This is a genomic window from Humibacter sp. RRB41 (genome assembly GCF_022761015.1).
Classification (GTDB): Bacteria; Actinomycetota; Actinomycetes; order Actinomycetales; family Microbacteriaceae; genus Humibacter.
In genome coordinates, this window is sequence record NZ_JAKWJQ010000008.1 from 64,735 (window position 1) to 78,947 (window position 14,213).

20 protein-coding genes are annotated in these 14,213 nt (G+C 67.2%); 10 read left to right on the forward strand and 10 right to left on the reverse strand.

Annotated elements, in window-relative coordinates; translation table 11 throughout:
- Positions 1-16 precede the first annotated feature (16 nt).
- The 5 genes from MJ603_RS17125 (at position 17) to MJ603_RS17145 (ending at position 2,517) form a co-directional block, all read left to right on the forward strand.
- Positions 17-421, forward strand: a complete 405-nt coding sequence (locus MJ603_RS17125) for a VOC family protein (protein WP_243064971.1) — start codon at positions 17-19, stop codon at positions 419-421.
- The gene (locus tag MJ603_RS17130; RefSeq protein ID WP_243064972.1) at positions 418-699 is read left to right on the forward strand and encodes a helix-turn-helix domain-containing protein; all 282 of its coding nucleotides are present in this window, start codon (positions 418-420) and stop codon (positions 697-699) included. Before MJ603_RS17125 ends, MJ603_RS17130 begins: the two co-directional genes overlap by 4 nt.
- A 132-nt stretch (positions 700-831) precedes the next feature.
- Positions 832-1,155, forward strand: coding sequence for a DUF1778 domain-containing protein (locus tag MJ603_RS17135; protein WP_243064973.1), 324 nt, complete (start codon positions 832-834; stop codon positions 1,153-1,155).
- Positions 1,152-1,652: a GNAT family N-acetyltransferase gene (locus tag MJ603_RS17140; protein WP_243064974.1), complete on the forward strand. Its 501-nt coding sequence runs from the start codon at positions 1,152-1,154 to the stop codon at positions 1,650-1,652. Before MJ603_RS17135 ends, MJ603_RS17140 begins: the two co-directional genes overlap by 4 nt.
- Positions 1,653-1,977: 325 nt before the next feature.
- Complete coding sequence (locus tag MJ603_RS17145; protein WP_243064975.1) at positions 1,978-2,517, forward strand: NUDIX hydrolase; 540 nt, start codon at positions 1,978-1,980, stop codon at positions 2,515-2,517.
- A 179-nt stretch (positions 2,518-2,696) separates the two neighbouring features.
- Here MJ603_RS17145 and MJ603_RS17150 read toward each other — a convergent pair whose 3' ends face one another.
- Complete coding sequence (locus MJ603_RS17150; RefSeq protein WP_243064976.1) at positions 2,697-3,254, reverse strand: Clp protease N-terminal domain-containing protein; 558 nt, start codon at positions 3,252-3,254, stop codon at positions 2,697-2,699.
- Position 3,255: 1 nt separating this feature from the next.
- The gene (locus MJ603_RS17155; protein ID WP_243064977.1) at positions 3,256-3,486 is read right to left on the reverse strand and encodes a hypothetical protein; all 231 of its coding nucleotides are present in this window, start codon (positions 3,484-3,486) and stop codon (positions 3,256-3,258) included.
- 129 nt (positions 3,487-3,615) lie between these two features.
- Between MJ603_RS17155 and MJ603_RS17160 the strand changes: the two genes are divergently transcribed.
- Together MJ603_RS17160 and MJ603_RS18890 are read left to right on the forward strand one after the other, a co-directional pair.
- Positions 3,616-3,915: a GNAT family N-acetyltransferase gene (locus MJ603_RS17160; RefSeq protein WP_308220615.1), complete on the forward strand. Its 300-nt coding sequence runs from the start codon at positions 3,616-3,618 to the stop codon at positions 3,913-3,915.
- 239 nt (positions 3,916-4,154) lie between these two features.
- A complete protein-coding gene (locus tag MJ603_RS18890) occupies positions 4,155-4,586 on the forward strand; it encodes a nitroreductase/quinone reductase family protein (protein WP_374230959.1) in 432 nt (143 codons plus the stop codon).
- Between the two features lie 35 nt (positions 4,587-4,621).
- Here MJ603_RS18890 and MJ603_RS17170 read toward each other — a convergent pair whose 3' ends face one another.
- The 3 genes from MJ603_RS17170 to MJ603_RS17180 form a co-directional block, all read right to left on the reverse strand.
- Positions 4,622-5,605, reverse strand: coding sequence for an alcohol dehydrogenase catalytic domain-containing protein (locus tag MJ603_RS17170; protein WP_243064980.1), 984 nt, complete (start codon positions 5,603-5,605; stop codon positions 4,622-4,624).
- 124 nt (positions 5,606-5,729) lie between these two features.
- Positions 5,730-6,479 (reverse strand): anti-sigma factor, encoded by a 750-nt coding sequence (locus MJ603_RS17175; protein WP_243064981.1) that lies wholly within the window; start codon positions 6,477-6,479, stop codon positions 5,730-5,732.
- The gene (locus MJ603_RS17180) at positions 6,476-6,982 is read right to left on the reverse strand and encodes a sigma-70 family RNA polymerase sigma factor (protein ID WP_243064982.1); all 507 of its coding nucleotides are present in this window, start codon (positions 6,980-6,982) and stop codon (positions 6,476-6,478) included. Before MJ603_RS17180 ends, MJ603_RS17175 begins: the two co-directional genes overlap by 4 nt.
- 226 nt (positions 6,983-7,208) lie before the next feature.
- On the opposite strand from MJ603_RS17180, the gene MJ603_RS17185 reads away from it, so the two are divergent.
- Together MJ603_RS17185 and MJ603_RS17190 are read left to right on the forward strand one after the other, a co-directional pair.
- Positions 7,209-7,697, forward strand: a complete 489-nt coding sequence (locus MJ603_RS17185) for a DUF2231 domain-containing protein (RefSeq protein WP_243064983.1) — start codon at positions 7,209-7,211, stop codon at positions 7,695-7,697.
- Between the two features lie 58 nt (positions 7,698-7,755).
- Positions 7,756-8,496: a response regulator transcription factor gene (locus MJ603_RS17190; protein ID WP_243064984.1), complete on the forward strand. Its 741-nt coding sequence runs from the start codon at positions 7,756-7,758 to the stop codon at positions 8,494-8,496.
- Between the two features lie 6 nt (positions 8,497-8,502).
- Here the strand turns inward: MJ603_RS17190 and MJ603_RS17195 are convergent, their stop codons facing one another.
- The 3 genes from MJ603_RS17195 to MJ603_RS17205 form a co-directional block, all read right to left on the reverse strand.
- Positions 8,503-8,886 carry a hypothetical protein gene (locus MJ603_RS17195; protein WP_243064985.1) on the reverse strand — a complete coding sequence of 128 codons (384 nt, stop codon included), beginning with the start codon at positions 8,884-8,886 and terminating at the stop codon, positions 8,503-8,505.
- 220 nt (positions 8,887-9,106) lie between these two features.
- Positions 9,107-10,510, reverse strand: coding sequence for an alpha-hydroxy acid oxidase (locus MJ603_RS17200; RefSeq protein WP_243064986.1), 1,404 nt, complete (start codon positions 10,508-10,510; stop codon positions 9,107-9,109).
- A gap of 13 nt (positions 10,511-10,523) precedes the next feature.
- Positions 10,524-11,276, reverse strand: a complete 753-nt coding sequence (locus MJ603_RS17205; RefSeq protein ID WP_243064987.1) for a FadR/GntR family transcriptional regulator — start codon at positions 11,274-11,276, stop codon at positions 10,524-10,526.
- A 304-nt stretch (positions 11,277-11,580) separates the two neighbouring features.
- On the opposite strand from MJ603_RS17205, the gene MJ603_RS17210 reads away from it, so the two are divergent.
- Positions 11,581-12,543: an aldo/keto reductase gene (locus MJ603_RS17210; RefSeq protein WP_243064988.1), complete on the forward strand. Its 963-nt coding sequence runs from the start codon at positions 11,581-11,583 to the stop codon at positions 12,541-12,543.
- 138 nt (positions 12,544-12,681) lie between these two features.
- On the opposite strand, the gene MJ603_RS17215 is transcribed toward MJ603_RS17210, so the two are convergent.
- Positions 12,682-13,611 (reverse strand): 2-hydroxyacid dehydrogenase, encoded by a 930-nt coding sequence (locus MJ603_RS17215; RefSeq protein ID WP_243064989.1) that lies wholly within the window; start codon positions 13,609-13,611, stop codon positions 12,682-12,684.
- Positions 13,612-13,621: 10 nt separating this feature from the next.
- Positions 13,622-14,032, reverse strand: coding sequence for an arsenate reductase ArsC (locus MJ603_RS17220; RefSeq protein ID WP_243064990.1), 411 nt, complete (start codon positions 14,030-14,032; stop codon positions 13,622-13,624).
- Positions 14,033-14,213: the final 181 nt, after the last annotated feature.

Sequence of the window (14,213 nt, forward strand, 5' to 3'; positions counted from 1 at the left end):
TTGAAAGTGTTGGGGTATGAGTCTTTTCATCACTTGCCCGGTCGAGAGCGTAGAACGCGCGACCGCCTTCTACACGGCGCTCGGCTGGACCTTCAACGCCGAGATGTCCGATCACAACGTGTCGTGCTTCGCGATCACGCCCGATCAGTACGTCATGCTCGGCAGTCGCGAAATGTATGCAAGCGTCGGTGGTGTCCAGGAGCTGATCGGGGGACCCGACACACCCTCGAAGGTCACGGTCTCGTTCGACCTCGACAGCCGCGAGGCGGTCGATGACCTCATCGAGCGCGCCGGCGTCGCCGGCGGGCGGATCGGTGATATCGACGACTACCCCTTCATGTACCAGCGCCAGTTCGACGACCCCGACGGCTACCACTATTCGCCGTTCTGGATGAAGCCAGACACCACCCCAACCACGTGAGCGACCTCGCCGCGGCCCTCGAGATCGTCGGAGCACGGTGGGCCCTGCTCGTCGTAGAGCAGTTGCTGGACGGCCCGCAACGATACGGCGATCTGCAACGCGACCTCGGCATACCGATGAGCGTGCTCGCCACCCGCCTGCGCGAACTCGAAGAAGCAGGCGTGCTCCACCGCCTACCCCTGCGGCACAACACCCGAGCCTACGCATTGACCGATCGCGGACTTGCCTTACGTGAAGCGATCATCGCGCTCGCACACTGGGCCACCGAGGACGCCTAAACCGTGCTGCAAAGGCCGCGGGCTGACCCGTTGCGGTTGACTCACGCACGCCTCGGCCCCACGCAAAGCCGCACGCTCGGAGATTGGCTTTCGGGCACCCCCTATCCGGCAATCTGCCGTACACTGGATGGCATGTCAGCAACACCGCTCAAGAGCGCCCGCATCGAGGTTCGCGTGACCAGCGACCAGAAGCAGGTCATCGAGCGCGCCGCCGCGCTCCAAGGACGCAGCGTCACTGACTTCATCTCCGCCCTCGTCACCGAGGAGGCGGAGGAGGTCGTGCAGTCCACGCGCGTCAAGACCCTCTCCGCCGAAGCCTTCGACGACTTCCTTCGCGCCTTGGATGAGCCGCCTCGCGTCATCCCTGAACTCAAGCGTCTATTCCAGAAGCATCCGATCTGGGCTGACCCCGAGCGCATGGCCGAGATCGAATTCATCTCCGCCCGCGTCCGGTGAACGGCATCCCGGAACCCCTCAACGAGGACCATCACCTCGACCCGTTCTTCTGCCAAGAGGCGTCCCTCGACGACTGGCTGCACAACCGCGCCCGCAGCAGCCAGGCCGCCGACTCCGCTCGCACCTACGTGATGGCCCTCGCCACCAACATCGTGATCGGCTACTACACGCTCTCCTCGTTCAGCATCGCCCGCGGTCGCACCACCAACCGGCTCGGCAACGGTCAGCCCAACCCGGTGCCCGGCATCCTAATCGGCCGCCTCGCCGTCGACTCGAGGTTCGCGGGCCGAGGCATCGGAACCGCCCTGCTCCTGGACGCGCTGCACCGAATCGCGTCCATCGCGGACAAGGCCGGGACGCGCGCCGTGTTCGTAGACGCCCTCCACGAGCAGGCCGCCCGCTTCTGGGAGAGCAACGGCTTCATCGCGCTGCGCGACGATCCGCTGACCCTCTACATGCGCATGGATGACGTGCGCGCCACTATCGCGAGCCTCTGACTGTGAACTGCAGCGGTAGATGGCGGTGTTTTTGCAACGCTAAATGTCGTGACCACCGCGCGCAGTGGATGCGTCTGCGGGCCGGCGATCACGCATCGTGCCACCCAGGATCCTGCGGCGCCACACGCCAATAGAGGTCACTGAGCTCGAGGTGGACCTGTCTGCTTTGGATATACGGCCCGAACCGGTGGCTGCCCGAAGCGGCGGCATTCGCTGTCGGACACGGCGCGCTGGTCCTCCGCTCCACGAGCGCAGGCCCCCGTCAGTTCGACGAGCTGCGGACCGACGGCCCCTTAAAGGATCGACTATCGTGCAGACTGGGCTGGTGCTTCACGACGACGTGCTCGACCGATTGACGGCGCTGCCGCCTTCAGCCGAACGTGACGAATTTATCGGCTTCGTCGAGGAAGCCGGCGACGCATCGGTGCGCCGCGACGGCGGGGCTGAGCACGTCACAGCCTCGTGCTTCGTCTTTTCCCCGGACCTGAAGCGCACCCTGTTGTGCTTCCACTGCAAAGGACGCTTCTGGGTCCAACTCGGCGGCCACCTTGAGTCCGAGGATACGACCGCAGCCGACGGCGCTTTGCGCGAGGCCCACGAGGAATCCGGGATCGACCGGCTCCGTCTCCTCGCCGGGTCGATCGTCGATCTGGAGCGGCACGAACTGCACGGAGGCTTCTCTTGCAGAGCTCACTGGGATCTCGGCTTCGTCGCTCTCATTGCCGATGACGCGGACCTTACGGTCAGCGAAGAGAGTGAAGACGTGCGATGGTTCGCCGTCGACACGCTGCCCGAGAGCATCGCCGAAGGGCTTGAAAGACGCCTCAACAACGCGCGCCGAGCGGCCTCATCTCTGATCGTCTGAATACGGCCAGCGGCGCCCGCAGACGGATCCGCTTGCGTCGGGACCCCGGTGGCGTTCGGCGAGGCTGTCGCGACTATCGAGAATCAGCGGAATGGCGTCGTATGCCGCTGGCGAGATTGGGTAGCCGTCGAGGGACGGTTCTTTCCGCGGTACGCGCGAGGCGGACTGCGCACACTGGTTCAGGCAGCGTTGGACAGCCGTGTGAGCACCGCTGCGGAGACGGTCGCGACCGACGCTCCTGCCTCCTCGAGTGTGGTGACCACGCCTTCGTTGTCGAGGCGAAGGAGCCCCAGCAACAGGTGCCCCGGCAGCATTCGTTGGGCGTGCAGCTCTATCGCGACCCGGAGCGCGAGTTCCAGCGATCGCTTTGCTTCCGGCGTGAACGGAGGCCGACGGAGGCCGACGGCCGCCCGCCGATCTTGAGCGGCTTCGAGGGCGCCGGCACCGAAGTTCGCTTCTACCGCGGTACGCACAGCGTCGTAGTCGACGCCGATCGCGCGCAGCGCGCCCGGGTCGACAACGTCGGCGGCGCGCTCGTCCTCACGCGGGAGCGACCTTCGAATCGAAGCCCCCGTGATACCGAGTTCGCGCAGTACGTGTCCGGCGGACTCATCACGGACTTCGGCGCACCCGTAAAGCAGGTGGCCAGCGTCGATGTAATGAGACCCCAACTCCATCGCCACGTCTTGCGCCTCGACCAACACCGACTTCGCACTCTCCGTAAACCGCTCGAACATCTCAGTTGCCTCTCGTCTTCTCTATCCTGCGTGTGCCGTGCTTCTGATGAACCGCCTGCTTGGACACGCCGAGCTCCGTCGCGATCTGCGTCCACGACCAACCGAGGTCGCGGGCGCGGTCCACCTGCAACGACTCCAATTGCTCGGCCAGACGACGCAGAGACGCTACAGCTCGAAGTCCGACCGCAGGGTCAGCGCTTCCAACGCTGGCTGCAAGGTCCAAAGAATCCATGCCGTCAACGTATCTTGTCGAACACTATGCGTCAAGTTACGTTGACGATCGGATGCCTTCGCCACCAAGACCGCTAAGACCGACGGCCGCACGTAAGCCGATCCGCAATCCGAGGCGGTTCTCACATCGATCCGTACCCATCGCGCGTGGGTCGCGGTGCCGGGAGGCGAGCCGGCGGGATTCGTCACCGTGGTTTTGCGTTCAAGTGAAGTTGGCGAGATCGACATGCTCGCTGTCGCTCCGGAGGCGCAGCGGCAAGGCATCGGGCAGAGGCTTATCGACACGGCTCTGGACTACATGCGGTCAGAAGGGGTGAAGCGTGCGGAGCTGGGAACCGGCGGCGACCCCGGCCACGCGGCCGCCAGGCACACATACGAACGAGCCGGGTTCGTTGGGTTGCCGCTCGTCCACTACTACAAGGAACTCTGACCTTCATCGCCCTGTCGCAAGCGGATCCGCGAACGACACCTCGACGCCGTCGCGTTGTTGGACCGGTAATCTCAGTCATTCGCGGCCGCGGACGTAGCCTGGTGGCGAGCGTGCTCCTGATCGTTTCAGCGAGAAGGTGATCGTCGATGAGAGATGCTCGTTCTCCGAATTCGGGGCCTGACCTGCGCGTACGGTCAGCGCTTCGGATGTTCCAGTTGTTCAATCCGCTGGCCCGACGGATGATCCCCGCCGGGGTTCCAACCGGTGCGCCGAACGTTCTTTTGATCGTTCGGGGTCGACGGTCGGGGATCGAGCGAACGGTTCCCGTCACCTTGCTGGACCTCGATGGAGTCTGGTACGTCCAGGCCACGTACGGTGCAGAGGGCTGGGCTCGAAACCTTCGAGCAGCCGGCGAGGCGATCGTGATCCAGCCTGGCGGTCGTCGCAGTCCCGTGCACGCCACCGAAGTGGCGCCGGATGACGGGGCAGCGATTCTTCGTCGCGTGCTCGAGCCGTTCCACTCGCCGCGCCTGCTCCGCAGATTGCTTGGCCCGAATATGAGGCCACCTGTCGGCCTTCTGCGTCGATACCGAATACGCGTCGACGACACCCCCGAGGATTACCTCGCCGAAGCTGCACGGCATCCGCTCTTCGAACTCCGACCCGTCTAGAGCAACAGGCGTTGTGGGCATCGGCGCGGGTCGGTTCAGGGAGTCAGCGCCAGGCGGCCGTGGACGGAGCGGGATTCCAGTCGCCTGTGGGCCTCGGTCGCGTGATCCAATGGCAGCGTCTCGACGGGTTGCGCGACGTCCGAATGGTGCAGCAGATTCAGTGCGCGGCTCGCGAGGGTCGCCGCGCGTTCCGGTTCGGCGCTGAGCAAGCCGGCGATGTTGAGTCCGATGATGCCGGTGTTGCCGATCCAGAGATCGTTGGTTCCCACGACGACTTGGCCCTCATCGGATGCGTTCCCCACGACCGCCATGCGGCCGAGCGGCCGCAGCAGAGCCAACGCAGCGGAGCGTGCCGCTCCACCTACTGGGTCCACGACCACATGGAAACGGGAGTCGAGTCCGGTCAACTGGTCGACTGTCACGACATCGTCGAAGCCGCGCGCCTGAGCCTCTGGGATGCGCGAGGCCCGGCTGACGACACCGGTCACGGATGCCGCACGGAGAGCGTGCGCGACGCCCGCGAAGACGCCGCCGAGGCCCCCACTGGCTCCCAGCACGAGCACATCGTCGCCCGGGCGCATCCTCGCAGCGTCTTCGAGCACTGCTAGTGCGGTGACGAGGTTCGGCACGTTCCCGACCGCCGCGGCGGCTGAGACTCGGCCGGCAACCGAGTCCTCTCCTGTCGCGTCGAGCGGGACTACAAGACTCGCCGGTACCGCAGCCACCTCGGCGTAGCCGGCCGTGCTCGGATTGCTCAGTGTCACCACCGGCTCACCGACCTTGAGCCCTGCGACCCCCTCGCCGATCTCCCGCACTCGACCGGCAACCTCGATGCCCGGCACGAACGGAAGCGAAAGCACACCCCGAAGACCATCCCGGCGGAAGAGCACGTCGATGAGGCCGACTGCGGCGGCTTCGACATCGATGGTCACCTCCTCCTCGGCCGGCCGTGGTGTGGCTATCTCATCGAGACGGAGAACTTCGGGACCACCGAATTCGTTGACGACGATGGCTCGCATGTCTGGCACTCCTGATCAGGAAGGGATGGTGGTTTGTCGAACGCACCACGATATCCGCAGCCGTCCGACGCTCAAGATCCCCTGCGGCGATCGAGTTTCGAGACGCGCGCCTTGGGTGTGCTCCTCAACCGACGGCAGGTGCCACGTTCTTGGCCAGCAGCACCTTGCCGGTGTCGAGGGAGCGCAGCTCGATGCGCGTGATGTCCTTCACCGGAATGGAGGTCGCCGCATTCGTTCGCACCACATCGCCGGCGCCGGCCGACCACGTCGCCACCCTGTCCGTGGTGCCATCACGGGCGATCACCCACAGCCCATAGCCCCACCGCGTCGGCTCGTTCCCGGCGTTCGACCCCGTGGTCTCGTACGACCAGCGGCAGACCATACCGATCGAGGTACCCCAGTCCTTCGCCGTGAGGGTGACGTCGGCCGACAGCGCGCCCTTCGGCGCTTCGGCGGTCGCACCGACCTGCTGCAGGCTCGCGGCGACGGCCGGTGACGGCGGTGCCGTGACGACCGCCGGGATCACGAGCGCCAACGCCGTGGCGACAGCCGCAGCCGCCACGACGACACCGGCGAGGGACCACCGACGGATGCGCCGGGTACGGCGCACACGGTGGAGCAGCGCCGGGACCAGGTCGGGGGCATCCTGCTGCACGTCGTCGAGCAGGGCGAGCGCCTCCTCGTGCGGCAGCGCACCCAGCAGTCCTGGCATGCCGGCCAGGTCGCGAACGGCGATGGAGCACGCGTCGCAGGTCACCAAGTGCTCCTCGTAGGCGTGGCGATCGGCCGGCGAGAGTGCGCCGAGCACGTACGCGGCATCCCACTCGGCGAAGCGGTCGGCGGCCGGCGAGTCCGTCCTCGTGTGATCGGTCATCGGGTCACCCCCTTCTCCTGCAGGGCGAGTCGCAGCGCTCGCAGCCCATAGTGCATACGGGACTTCACCGTTCCTTCCGGGATGCCGAGCACCCGCGCGATCTCGGCCGTCGAGCGGCCGCCGTAGTAGGCGTGCACCACGACGGCACGATGTTCGAGCGAAAGCGTCGCGAGGGCGTCGGCGACCAGCCATGCGTCGAGACGAGCGTCGGTCTCGTCTGCTGTTGCGGCATCCGGAACCGTATCGGTCGTGATCTCGTGCACGTGCCTCGCGCTACGTGCTCCGTCGATCACGAGGTTGCGGGCGACCGTGAACAACCACGCCCGAGCGGATGTCTCGCGCTGGTCGAGCACGCTCGGCTTGCGCCACGCGCGCAGCAGCGTCTCCTGAACGATGTCGTCGGCCTGCGCCGGGTCGCCGGTGAGGTGAACGACGTACCTCCAGAGAGCCGGCGCGTGTTCGTCGTGCAGAGCGCGCAACAGCGCTGCATCGTCTGCTGCCATCCGCCTCTCCCTGCTTCAACGTCCTACTTCGGCGCCCTGCTTCAGCGCCAGTCTGCGCTCCGTCGTCGCCTTTCGCGCGCCCGACCGACGTCGTGCACACTGCGCTACGCGCCCAAGAGAACACGAGTCGCAACGGCATTCGGTTCACGCCAGGTGAGAGATCTCACATCCAGCCGCGTTGCAGAGCAGGCCTGGGCATAGGCGCCTCTATTACGTTTGCACCCCTATGGACTCGTACATCTTCCTGGGCCTGCCGCTGCACATCCTGCTCGTGCACATCGTCGTGGTGCTGACTCCGCTCACGTGCATCGCCGTTCTCTTGCACGCGCTGTGGCCGGCGGCCGCTCGACGGCTGGGCATCGTGACACCGCTCGCGGCACTGATCGTGCTCGTGCTCACCCCGATCACGGTGAACGCCGGTCAGGCGCTCGAAGACACCGTGCGCGTGACGCCGGCGGTGCAGCAGCACGCCGATCTCGGGCAGACACTGCTCGGCTGGGTGATCCCGCTGTTCATCGTCGCGGCGATCGAGTGGGGCTGGACACGCTTCGGCGAGCGGATGCTCGGAGACCGTCTCACCCGCAGCGCACTGCTCGGCATTCGGCTGCTCATCGCGCTCGCGGCCGTGATCATCGCGGTCGGCACCATCATCGACGTCGTGCTGATCGGCGACGCCGGCGCGCGTGCCGTGTGGGGCAGCGTCGTTCAGCACTGACCTCCGCGACCCGCATTCCTCGGCCAGCCGCTAACCTCGTTGGTGGGTGGGGGAGGCCATGGCGAGAACCGCGGTCGTGATCGAGGACGACGTCGAGATTCGGAATCTGGTCGAAGCCGTCCTTCAGCAGGCAGGATTCGAGACGTATTCCGCGGCGGATGGCGACGCCGGCGTGGATGCCGTGCGCCGCCTCGACCCGACCGTCACGACTCTCGACATCTCGCTTCCCGGAATGGACGGCCTGCACGTCGCCAAGCGCATTCGCGAGTTCAGCTCCACCTATATCGTCATGCTCACCGCCAGGGACGAAGAGATCGACGTGCTGCTCGGCCTCGAAGCGGGAGCCGACGACTACATCGGCAAGCCGTTCCGACCTCGCGAGTTGCGTGCCAGGGTCGAGGCGATGCTGCGTCGGCCTCGCGGCAGCATACTGACGGTGACGGAGGACGCCTCTGATGCAGGGGCGCCGTCCGGTTGGCTCGAGTACGACGGGCTTCGTCTGAATCCGGAGACCCGAGTCGTGCAGCGCGATGGTCAGCCCGTCGTCCTCACCAGGAGCGAGTTCGAGCTCCTGTACTGCTTGATGGAGGCGGAGGGCCGGGTCGTCGGCAAGTCGGTGCTCGCCGACGCGATGCGGTTCTACGACGCCGGCCACGGATTCGTGAGCGAGTCGGACGGCCGCACGGTCGAGGTCCACACCGCGAACCTCAGGCGCAAGCTTGCGGATGACGTCGACAGCCCACGCTGGATCGAGACCGTTCGAGGGGTGGGCTACCGTCTGGCGACCAGTGCGAGGTAAGCGCAGTCAGGCCGTTCGCACGCGGTAACCGATCGAGATGAGATGGGGCATCGTCTCGGCGGCTGTCGCTTCGAGCACGCGCACGTACGGCTCGCAGTCGCAGTCGTCAGCGTTCGCGGTCGCCTGCAGCATCGCGGCATCCCGTGCCAGCCGATGTGCGCCGATCATCTGCGAGCTCGTGCGAATGCTCAGCGCGAGCTCGGCGACTCGTTCGCAGTCATGCCGTTCGCACGCGTGCCGGATCTGCTTGCACCGCTCAGGCAGGTCGTGCACGAAGTCCGCGACGAAGCGGATGATCGTGCCCTGCGATCCGTAGAGCTCATCGAGGAGGGCGGCGAGCGCCGTCTCGTCGACGAGAATCACGTCGGGGTGCTCCGTGTAGTGGCTCACACGCGGCATCCGTGGTGGTGGGTGGGCATCGGCGGAAGGTCCTCGGTAGAAGCTGCAGGCGGGTTATGAGGCGATCGGGCGGGAATCTCGGGGTGTCCCGCCCGATCGCGCGGCGCGAGACGGCGCCAGATGCCCATCTTCGTCACTGCGGCTCAAGGCCTGATCGACCCACCTCACCGAAACCTCAAGGTCTGCCCAAGATGTGCGGTGGTGACCCCGGTCATGAGCCCTTGGCGGCTGTCTTCGCCGTGGCCTTCGCAGCCGTCGCAGGTTTCGAGGCGGCGGGTTTGGTCGTCGCCGTGCGCGCCGGCTTCGCAGCCGACGTCGAGCGGGCGCGCGGAGCCGGCGTGCGTGTTGGCGCCGGCGAGGCATCCGCTGCCTCTGCCGCCGCGCGGTGCACCGGAACCAGCCTGGCGAGCTGGGTGACGTGCGACGGGTTCAGCTCGTCGAGGCTCGCGACGCCGAGCAGGCGCATCGTGCGCACCAGCTGCGTGGAGAGGATGTCGATGGTCTTGTCGACGCCCTGCCGCCCGCCGGCCATCAGGCCGTAGAGATACGCGCGTCCGATCAGCGTGAACTTCGCGCCGAGCGCAACGGCTGCGACGATGTCGGCCCCGTTCATGATGCCGGTGTCGACCATGACCGTTGCATCTTTGCCGACCTCGCGCACGACATCCGGAAGCAGCCAGAACGGCACGGGAGCACGGTCGAGCTGGCGGCCGCCGTGGTTGGAGAGCACGATGCCGTCGACGCCGAGGTCGATGAGCTTCTTCGAGTCCTCGACGTTCTGCACGCCCTTGATGACGATCTTGCCCGGCCACAGGCCGCGGATGACCTCGAGGTCTTCGTAGCTGATCGTCGGGTCCATCGCCGCGTCGAGCAGATCGCCGACGGTGCCGCCGGTGGAGGAGAGCGACGCGAACTCCAGGGGCGGGGTGGTGAGGAAGTCGATCCACCACCACGGCCGCGGAATCGCGTTGATGACCGTGCCGAGCGTGAGCTGCGGCGGAATCGAGAACCCGTTTCGCTTGTCACGCAGCCGTGCGCCGGCGACGGGGGTGTCGACGGTGAACATGAGGGTGTCGAATCCGGATGCCGCAGCCCGGCGTGCGAGCGAGTAGGAGATCTCGCGGTCGCGCATGACGTAGAGCTGGAACCAGTTGCGTCCGGCCGGGTTGGCGGCCTTGACGGCCTCGATCGACGTGGTGCCGAGTGTGGAGAGCGTGAACGGGATGCCTGCGGCGGCCGCCGCCGAAGCCCCTGCGATCTCGCCCTCCGTCTGCATCAGCCGCGTGAAGCCGGTCGGTGCGATTCCGAACGGCAGGGCGGAGGGGCCGCCGAGGATCTCGACCGAGGTGTCGACATCGACCGCTGGGCGCAGGATGCCCGGGTGGAACTCGACATCCTCGAACGCCTGCCTGGCCCGCGCGAGGCTGATCTCGCCCTCGGCCGAGCCGTCCGTGTAGTCGAAGGCGGCCTTCGGAGTGCGGCGCTGCGCGATCGTGCGCAGGTCGGAGATCGTGTACGCGGCATCCAACCGGCGTTTCTTCGCACTCAGTTCAGGCTTCTTGAACTGCATCAGCTGCGCGAGTTCGCGAACGTTGGGGAATTGCCTCTCGACCATGTCGGGTCTCCTTCTACCTTGTCGTGTCGTTCGTGTCGCCCGTGATGCGGGACTCCGCGTAGTACCCGGCGACGTGTGCCTGCAGGCGGCGGGCGGCATCCGTGCCGTCGCCCGACTCGATGGCGCGCACGATTCCTCGGTGCTCGGCCCGCAGCCTGGCGGATGTCGCCAACCACGACGGCAGGTTCGGCACCGCGGCCAGCACGTAGCCCTCGATCGAGTCGCGCAGCCCCGCCATGGTTGCGCTGAGCACTGTGTTGCCGGATGCCTCGGCCAGCGTCACATGGAACCGTGCGTCGAGCGCGAGGAACTCGGCCGGCTCCAGCCCCGGCACATCCATGGCGTCGAGCAGAGCGGATGCCTGTCGCAGGTCGCGCCCCGCCCGTCGCGCCAGGTGCGCCGCGATCGCGGGCTCCACGACGAGTCGGGCTTCGACGACGTCCGCGATCGGGAATCCGTGAGCAGCGACCTGCAGGCGCATGACCGCGCTCATCCCGCCTTCGGGGGAGGCGACGATGACGGCGCCGGCGTTGGGGCCGCTTCCTGTCGCGGTGCGCACCAGTCCGAGCACCTCGAGCACCCGCACCGCCTCCCGAACCGACGATCGTGCGACGCCGAGGTCGGCGGCGAGCTGCCGTTCGGGCGGGAGGTGGTCGCCGGGGCCCAAGTCGCCGGCGAGAAGGCGCGCCTCGATGTGCTCGAGCGCGACGCGCCACGCGCGTGCGGTCGGGAGTGCGGCGGCGGGTGCGGCAGCCTGCTCGGTCATCGGTTCCTCCTGTGGTCAGACCACATGCGCATCGAGCGTACCACCGCCCGGGACGGGACACCTCCGTGCTGCGAACGTCGACCCCTCTTCGCACCTCTGTCGTCGACCCGGCACTGTACTGCCGAGCCACCCCCGAATTCACGTCAATAGAGGGGTGGCTCGGCAATACAGTGCCGGGTCGACGCGCGCGGCGCCGGGGTGTACATGACGAAAGACGACGACGCCGGAATGCGATCGTCGGCGGAGTGTTGCACCGTTGAGTGGCGTGTCCACGAGACCGCACCCGTGAAGCGAAGGAGAACCCATGTCAGCACCGCGCACCCGTCTCGGCTCGTCGAGTATCGAGGTCTACCCGCTGTCGCTCGGCGGCAACGTGTTTGGTTGGACGGCCGACGAAGCCCAGTCTTTCGCCGTACTCGACGGCTATGCGGATGCCGGCGGCAACTTCATCGACACCGCCGACGGCTACTCGCACTGGGTGCCAGGCAACCACGGCGGCGAGAGCGAGCGAGTGATCGGCCGCTGGCTTTCGCACCGCACCGACCGTGATGCGTTCGTGATCGCGACGAAGGTGGCGTCGCATCCGGATTTCAAGGGCCTGGCCCCGAGCAACGTCAAGGCGGCAGCGGATGCCTCGCTCGGCCGCCTGCAGGTGGATCACATCGACCTCTACTACGCGCACTTCGACGACCACACGATTCCGCTCGCCGACACCGTAGGGGCACTCTCCGAGCTTGTCGACGCCGGCAAGGTGCGGGCGATCGCCATCTCGAACTACAGCCCGGAGCGCATCGACGAATGGTTCGAGGTCACCGAGCGTGACGGGCTTCACCGGGCCGTCGCCCTGCAGCCGCACTACAACCTGGTCGAGCGGACGTTCGAGGATGACCTCCGCGAGCGCGCCGAGCGCCACGGCCTCGGCGTCGTGCCGTACTACTCGCTCGCGGCCGGATTCCTCACGGGCAAGTACCGCGACGGCATCCAGGTCGACAGCGCACGCGCCGCGGGTGCTGGCAGATACCTCGACGACCGCGGACGCCGCGTTCTCGAGACGCTCGACGAGGTCGCGGCCGCGCACGGGGCATCCGTCGCCTCGGTGGCGCTGGCGTGGCTGCGCGACCAGCCGACCGTCGTCGCGCCGATCGCCAGCGCGCGCACGCCCGAGCAGCTGCAGGACCTGATCGCATCGGTGACGCTCGAGCTCACCGACGACGAGCTCGGCGCGCTGACCGACGCCTCGGCGACGCAGGAGGACGAGGCTGCGTAGGCGCTCCCGTGCGCACTACAGCGCCATTTGCGCGCTATTGCGCCACTACGATTGGCGCGGTTAAGCGCAAATGGCGCTGCTGTGGTGCGGGGGAGACGTGCGCGCGGGAGACGTCGGCGTGCCGACCAGCGGGTGGCGCTAGCTGCGCAGCACCACGTTGAGGGGCGGCTCGCCCGCGAGCATCCGCTCGATCTGACGACGCAACAGGCCCGCCATGCGCGGCATCATCGCGCTGGTGGCGCCGCCGACATGAGGCGAGATCAGCACGTTGGGCAGCGCGAACAACGGATGCCCGTCAGGCAGCGGCTCGGGATCGGTCACGTCGAGCGCGAATCGCAGTCTGCCCTCTCGGGCGTGCTTCAACACGGCATCCGTATCGGCAACGAGGCCGCGGGCGATGTTGACGACGAGCGCGCCGTCGGGAAGAGCGGAGAGGAAGGCATCATCGACCAGCCCGCGGGTGGAGTCGTTGAGCGGGGTGCCGATCACGACGATGTCGGCGTTCGGCAGCAGGGCCGGGAGCTCGTCGATGCCGTGCACTGGCACGCCGTCTTCGTCGCGAGCGCGGGATGCCACGCGCGTGATCTCGACCTCGAAGCCGGCGAGCCGCGCTTCGACGGCCTTGCCGACTCCGCCGTAGCCGACGATGAGCACGCGGCGGTCGGCGAGGCTCGCCAGTCGCTGCGGCGCCCACTCGCCTCGCTCGGCGGCGCGCACGAATGCCGGGATGCCGCGTTGCGCGGCGAGCATCAGCGCGAGCGTGAGCTCCGCGGTGGATGTCTCGTGCACGCTCGCCGCGTTGGCGAAGACGATGCCGGGCGGAAGGATGTCGGCGACCCCGTCGTACCCGATCGACTGGCTCTGCACCAGACGAGTGCTGACGTCGGCCAGGTTGCGCAGTCCGGAGAGGCCGTTCATGTAGGGCGGCACGATGATGTCGAAGTGGTCGCGCGGGGCGGGAGGTTGCAGATCCCAGGTGACGAACTCGACTCCGGCCGGCTCGTCGCCGGGCAGGGCCCGATAGGCGTCGAGGAGGGCGGATCCGGGAAGGCTGACGACGAGGCTCACGTATTCGACCCTATTCGGTCGGGCGCAGCAGCTCCTCGACGAGTGCCTCGACCCGGGTGCGGATCGCATCGCGAATCGGCCGCACCGCCTGCAGGTCGAGCCCGGCCGGGTCATCCAGTTCCCAGTCCTCGTAGCGTTTGCCGGGGAAGATCGGGCACGCGTCTCCGCAGCCCATCGTGATCACGACATCCGCACCGCGCACGTCGTCGATGGCGAGCAGCCGAGGCGCGTTCGCGGTGATATCGATGTGCTCTTCGGCCATCGCCGCGACCGCGACGGGATTGATCTCGTCGGCTGGTTCGGAGCCGGCCGAGCGCACGTCGACGCGGTCGCCGGCCAACGCGCTGAGGTATCCGGCGGCCATCTGGGAACGGCCGGCGTTGTGCACGCAGACGAACAGAACTGTGGATTTCGCAGTCATTTCTTCCTCGATTGTGAAGGATGCCGGCCGCCCCGGCCGCACCGTGACGGCCGGCCGAGGGTCAGCAGCAGCCGAGCTCGCAGCATCCCTCTTCCGGGTCGCAACAATCAGGCATGGTCGTCCTCCTTCCATCGACGGGTGTCGATGGACACAGTCTGCGATTAAACATCGATGGCTGTCA

Bases quoted from the DNA above. Each gene is read 5' to 3' on its own strand.
- MJ603_RS17220 (WP_243064990.1), bottom strand. From the start codon at position 14,032: ATGACTGCGAAATCCACAGTTCTGTTCGTCTGCGTGCACAACGCCGGC.
- MJ603_RS17135 (WP_243064973.1), top strand. From the start codon at position 832: ATGTCAGCAACACCGCTCAAGAGCGCCCGCATCGAGGTTCGCGTGACC.
- MJ603_RS18890 (WP_374230959.1), top strand. From the start codon at position 4,155: ATGATCCCCGCCGGGGTTCCAACCGGTGCGCCGAACGTTCTTTTGATC.
- MJ603_RS17170 (WP_243064980.1), bottom strand. From the start codon at position 5,605: ATGCGAGCCATCGTCGTCAACGAATTCGGTGGTCCCGAAGTTCTCCGT.
- MJ603_RS17175 (WP_243064981.1), bottom strand. From the start codon at position 6,479: ATGACCGATCACACGAGGACGGACTCGCCGGCCGCCGACCGCTTCGCC.
- MJ603_RS17185 (WP_243064983.1), top strand. From the start codon at position 7,209: ATGGACTCGTACATCTTCCTGGGCCTGCCGCTGCACATCCTGCTCGTG.
- MJ603_RS17190 (WP_243064984.1), top strand. From the start codon at position 7,756: ATGGCGAGAACCGCGGTCGTGATCGAGGACGACGTCGAGATTCGGAAT.
- MJ603_RS17125 (WP_243064971.1), top strand. From the start codon at position 17: ATGAGTCTTTTCATCACTTGCCCGGTCGAGAGCGTAGAACGCGCGACC.
- MJ603_RS17205 (WP_243064987.1), bottom strand. From the start codon at position 11,276: ATGACCGAGCAGGCTGCCGCACCCGCCGCCGCACTCCCGACCGCACGC.
- MJ603_RS17210 (WP_243064988.1), top strand. From the start codon at position 11,581: ATGTCAGCACCGCGCACCCGTCTCGGCTCGTCGAGTATCGAGGTCTAC.
- MJ603_RS17200 (WP_243064986.1), bottom strand. From the start codon at position 10,510: ATGGTCGAGAGGCAATTCCCCAACGTTCGCGAACTCGCGCAGCTGATG.
- MJ603_RS17150 (WP_243064976.1), bottom strand. From the start codon at position 3,254: ATGTTCGAGCGGTTTACGGAGAGTGCGAAGTCGGTGTTGGTCGAGGCG.
- MJ603_RS17155 (WP_243064977.1), bottom strand. From the start codon at position 3,486: ATGGATTCTTTGGACCTTGCAGCCAGCGTTGGAAGCGCTGACCCTGCG.
- MJ603_RS17180 (WP_243064982.1), bottom strand. From the start codon at position 6,982: ATGGCAGCAGACGATGCAGCGCTGTTGCGCGCTCTGCACGACGAACAC.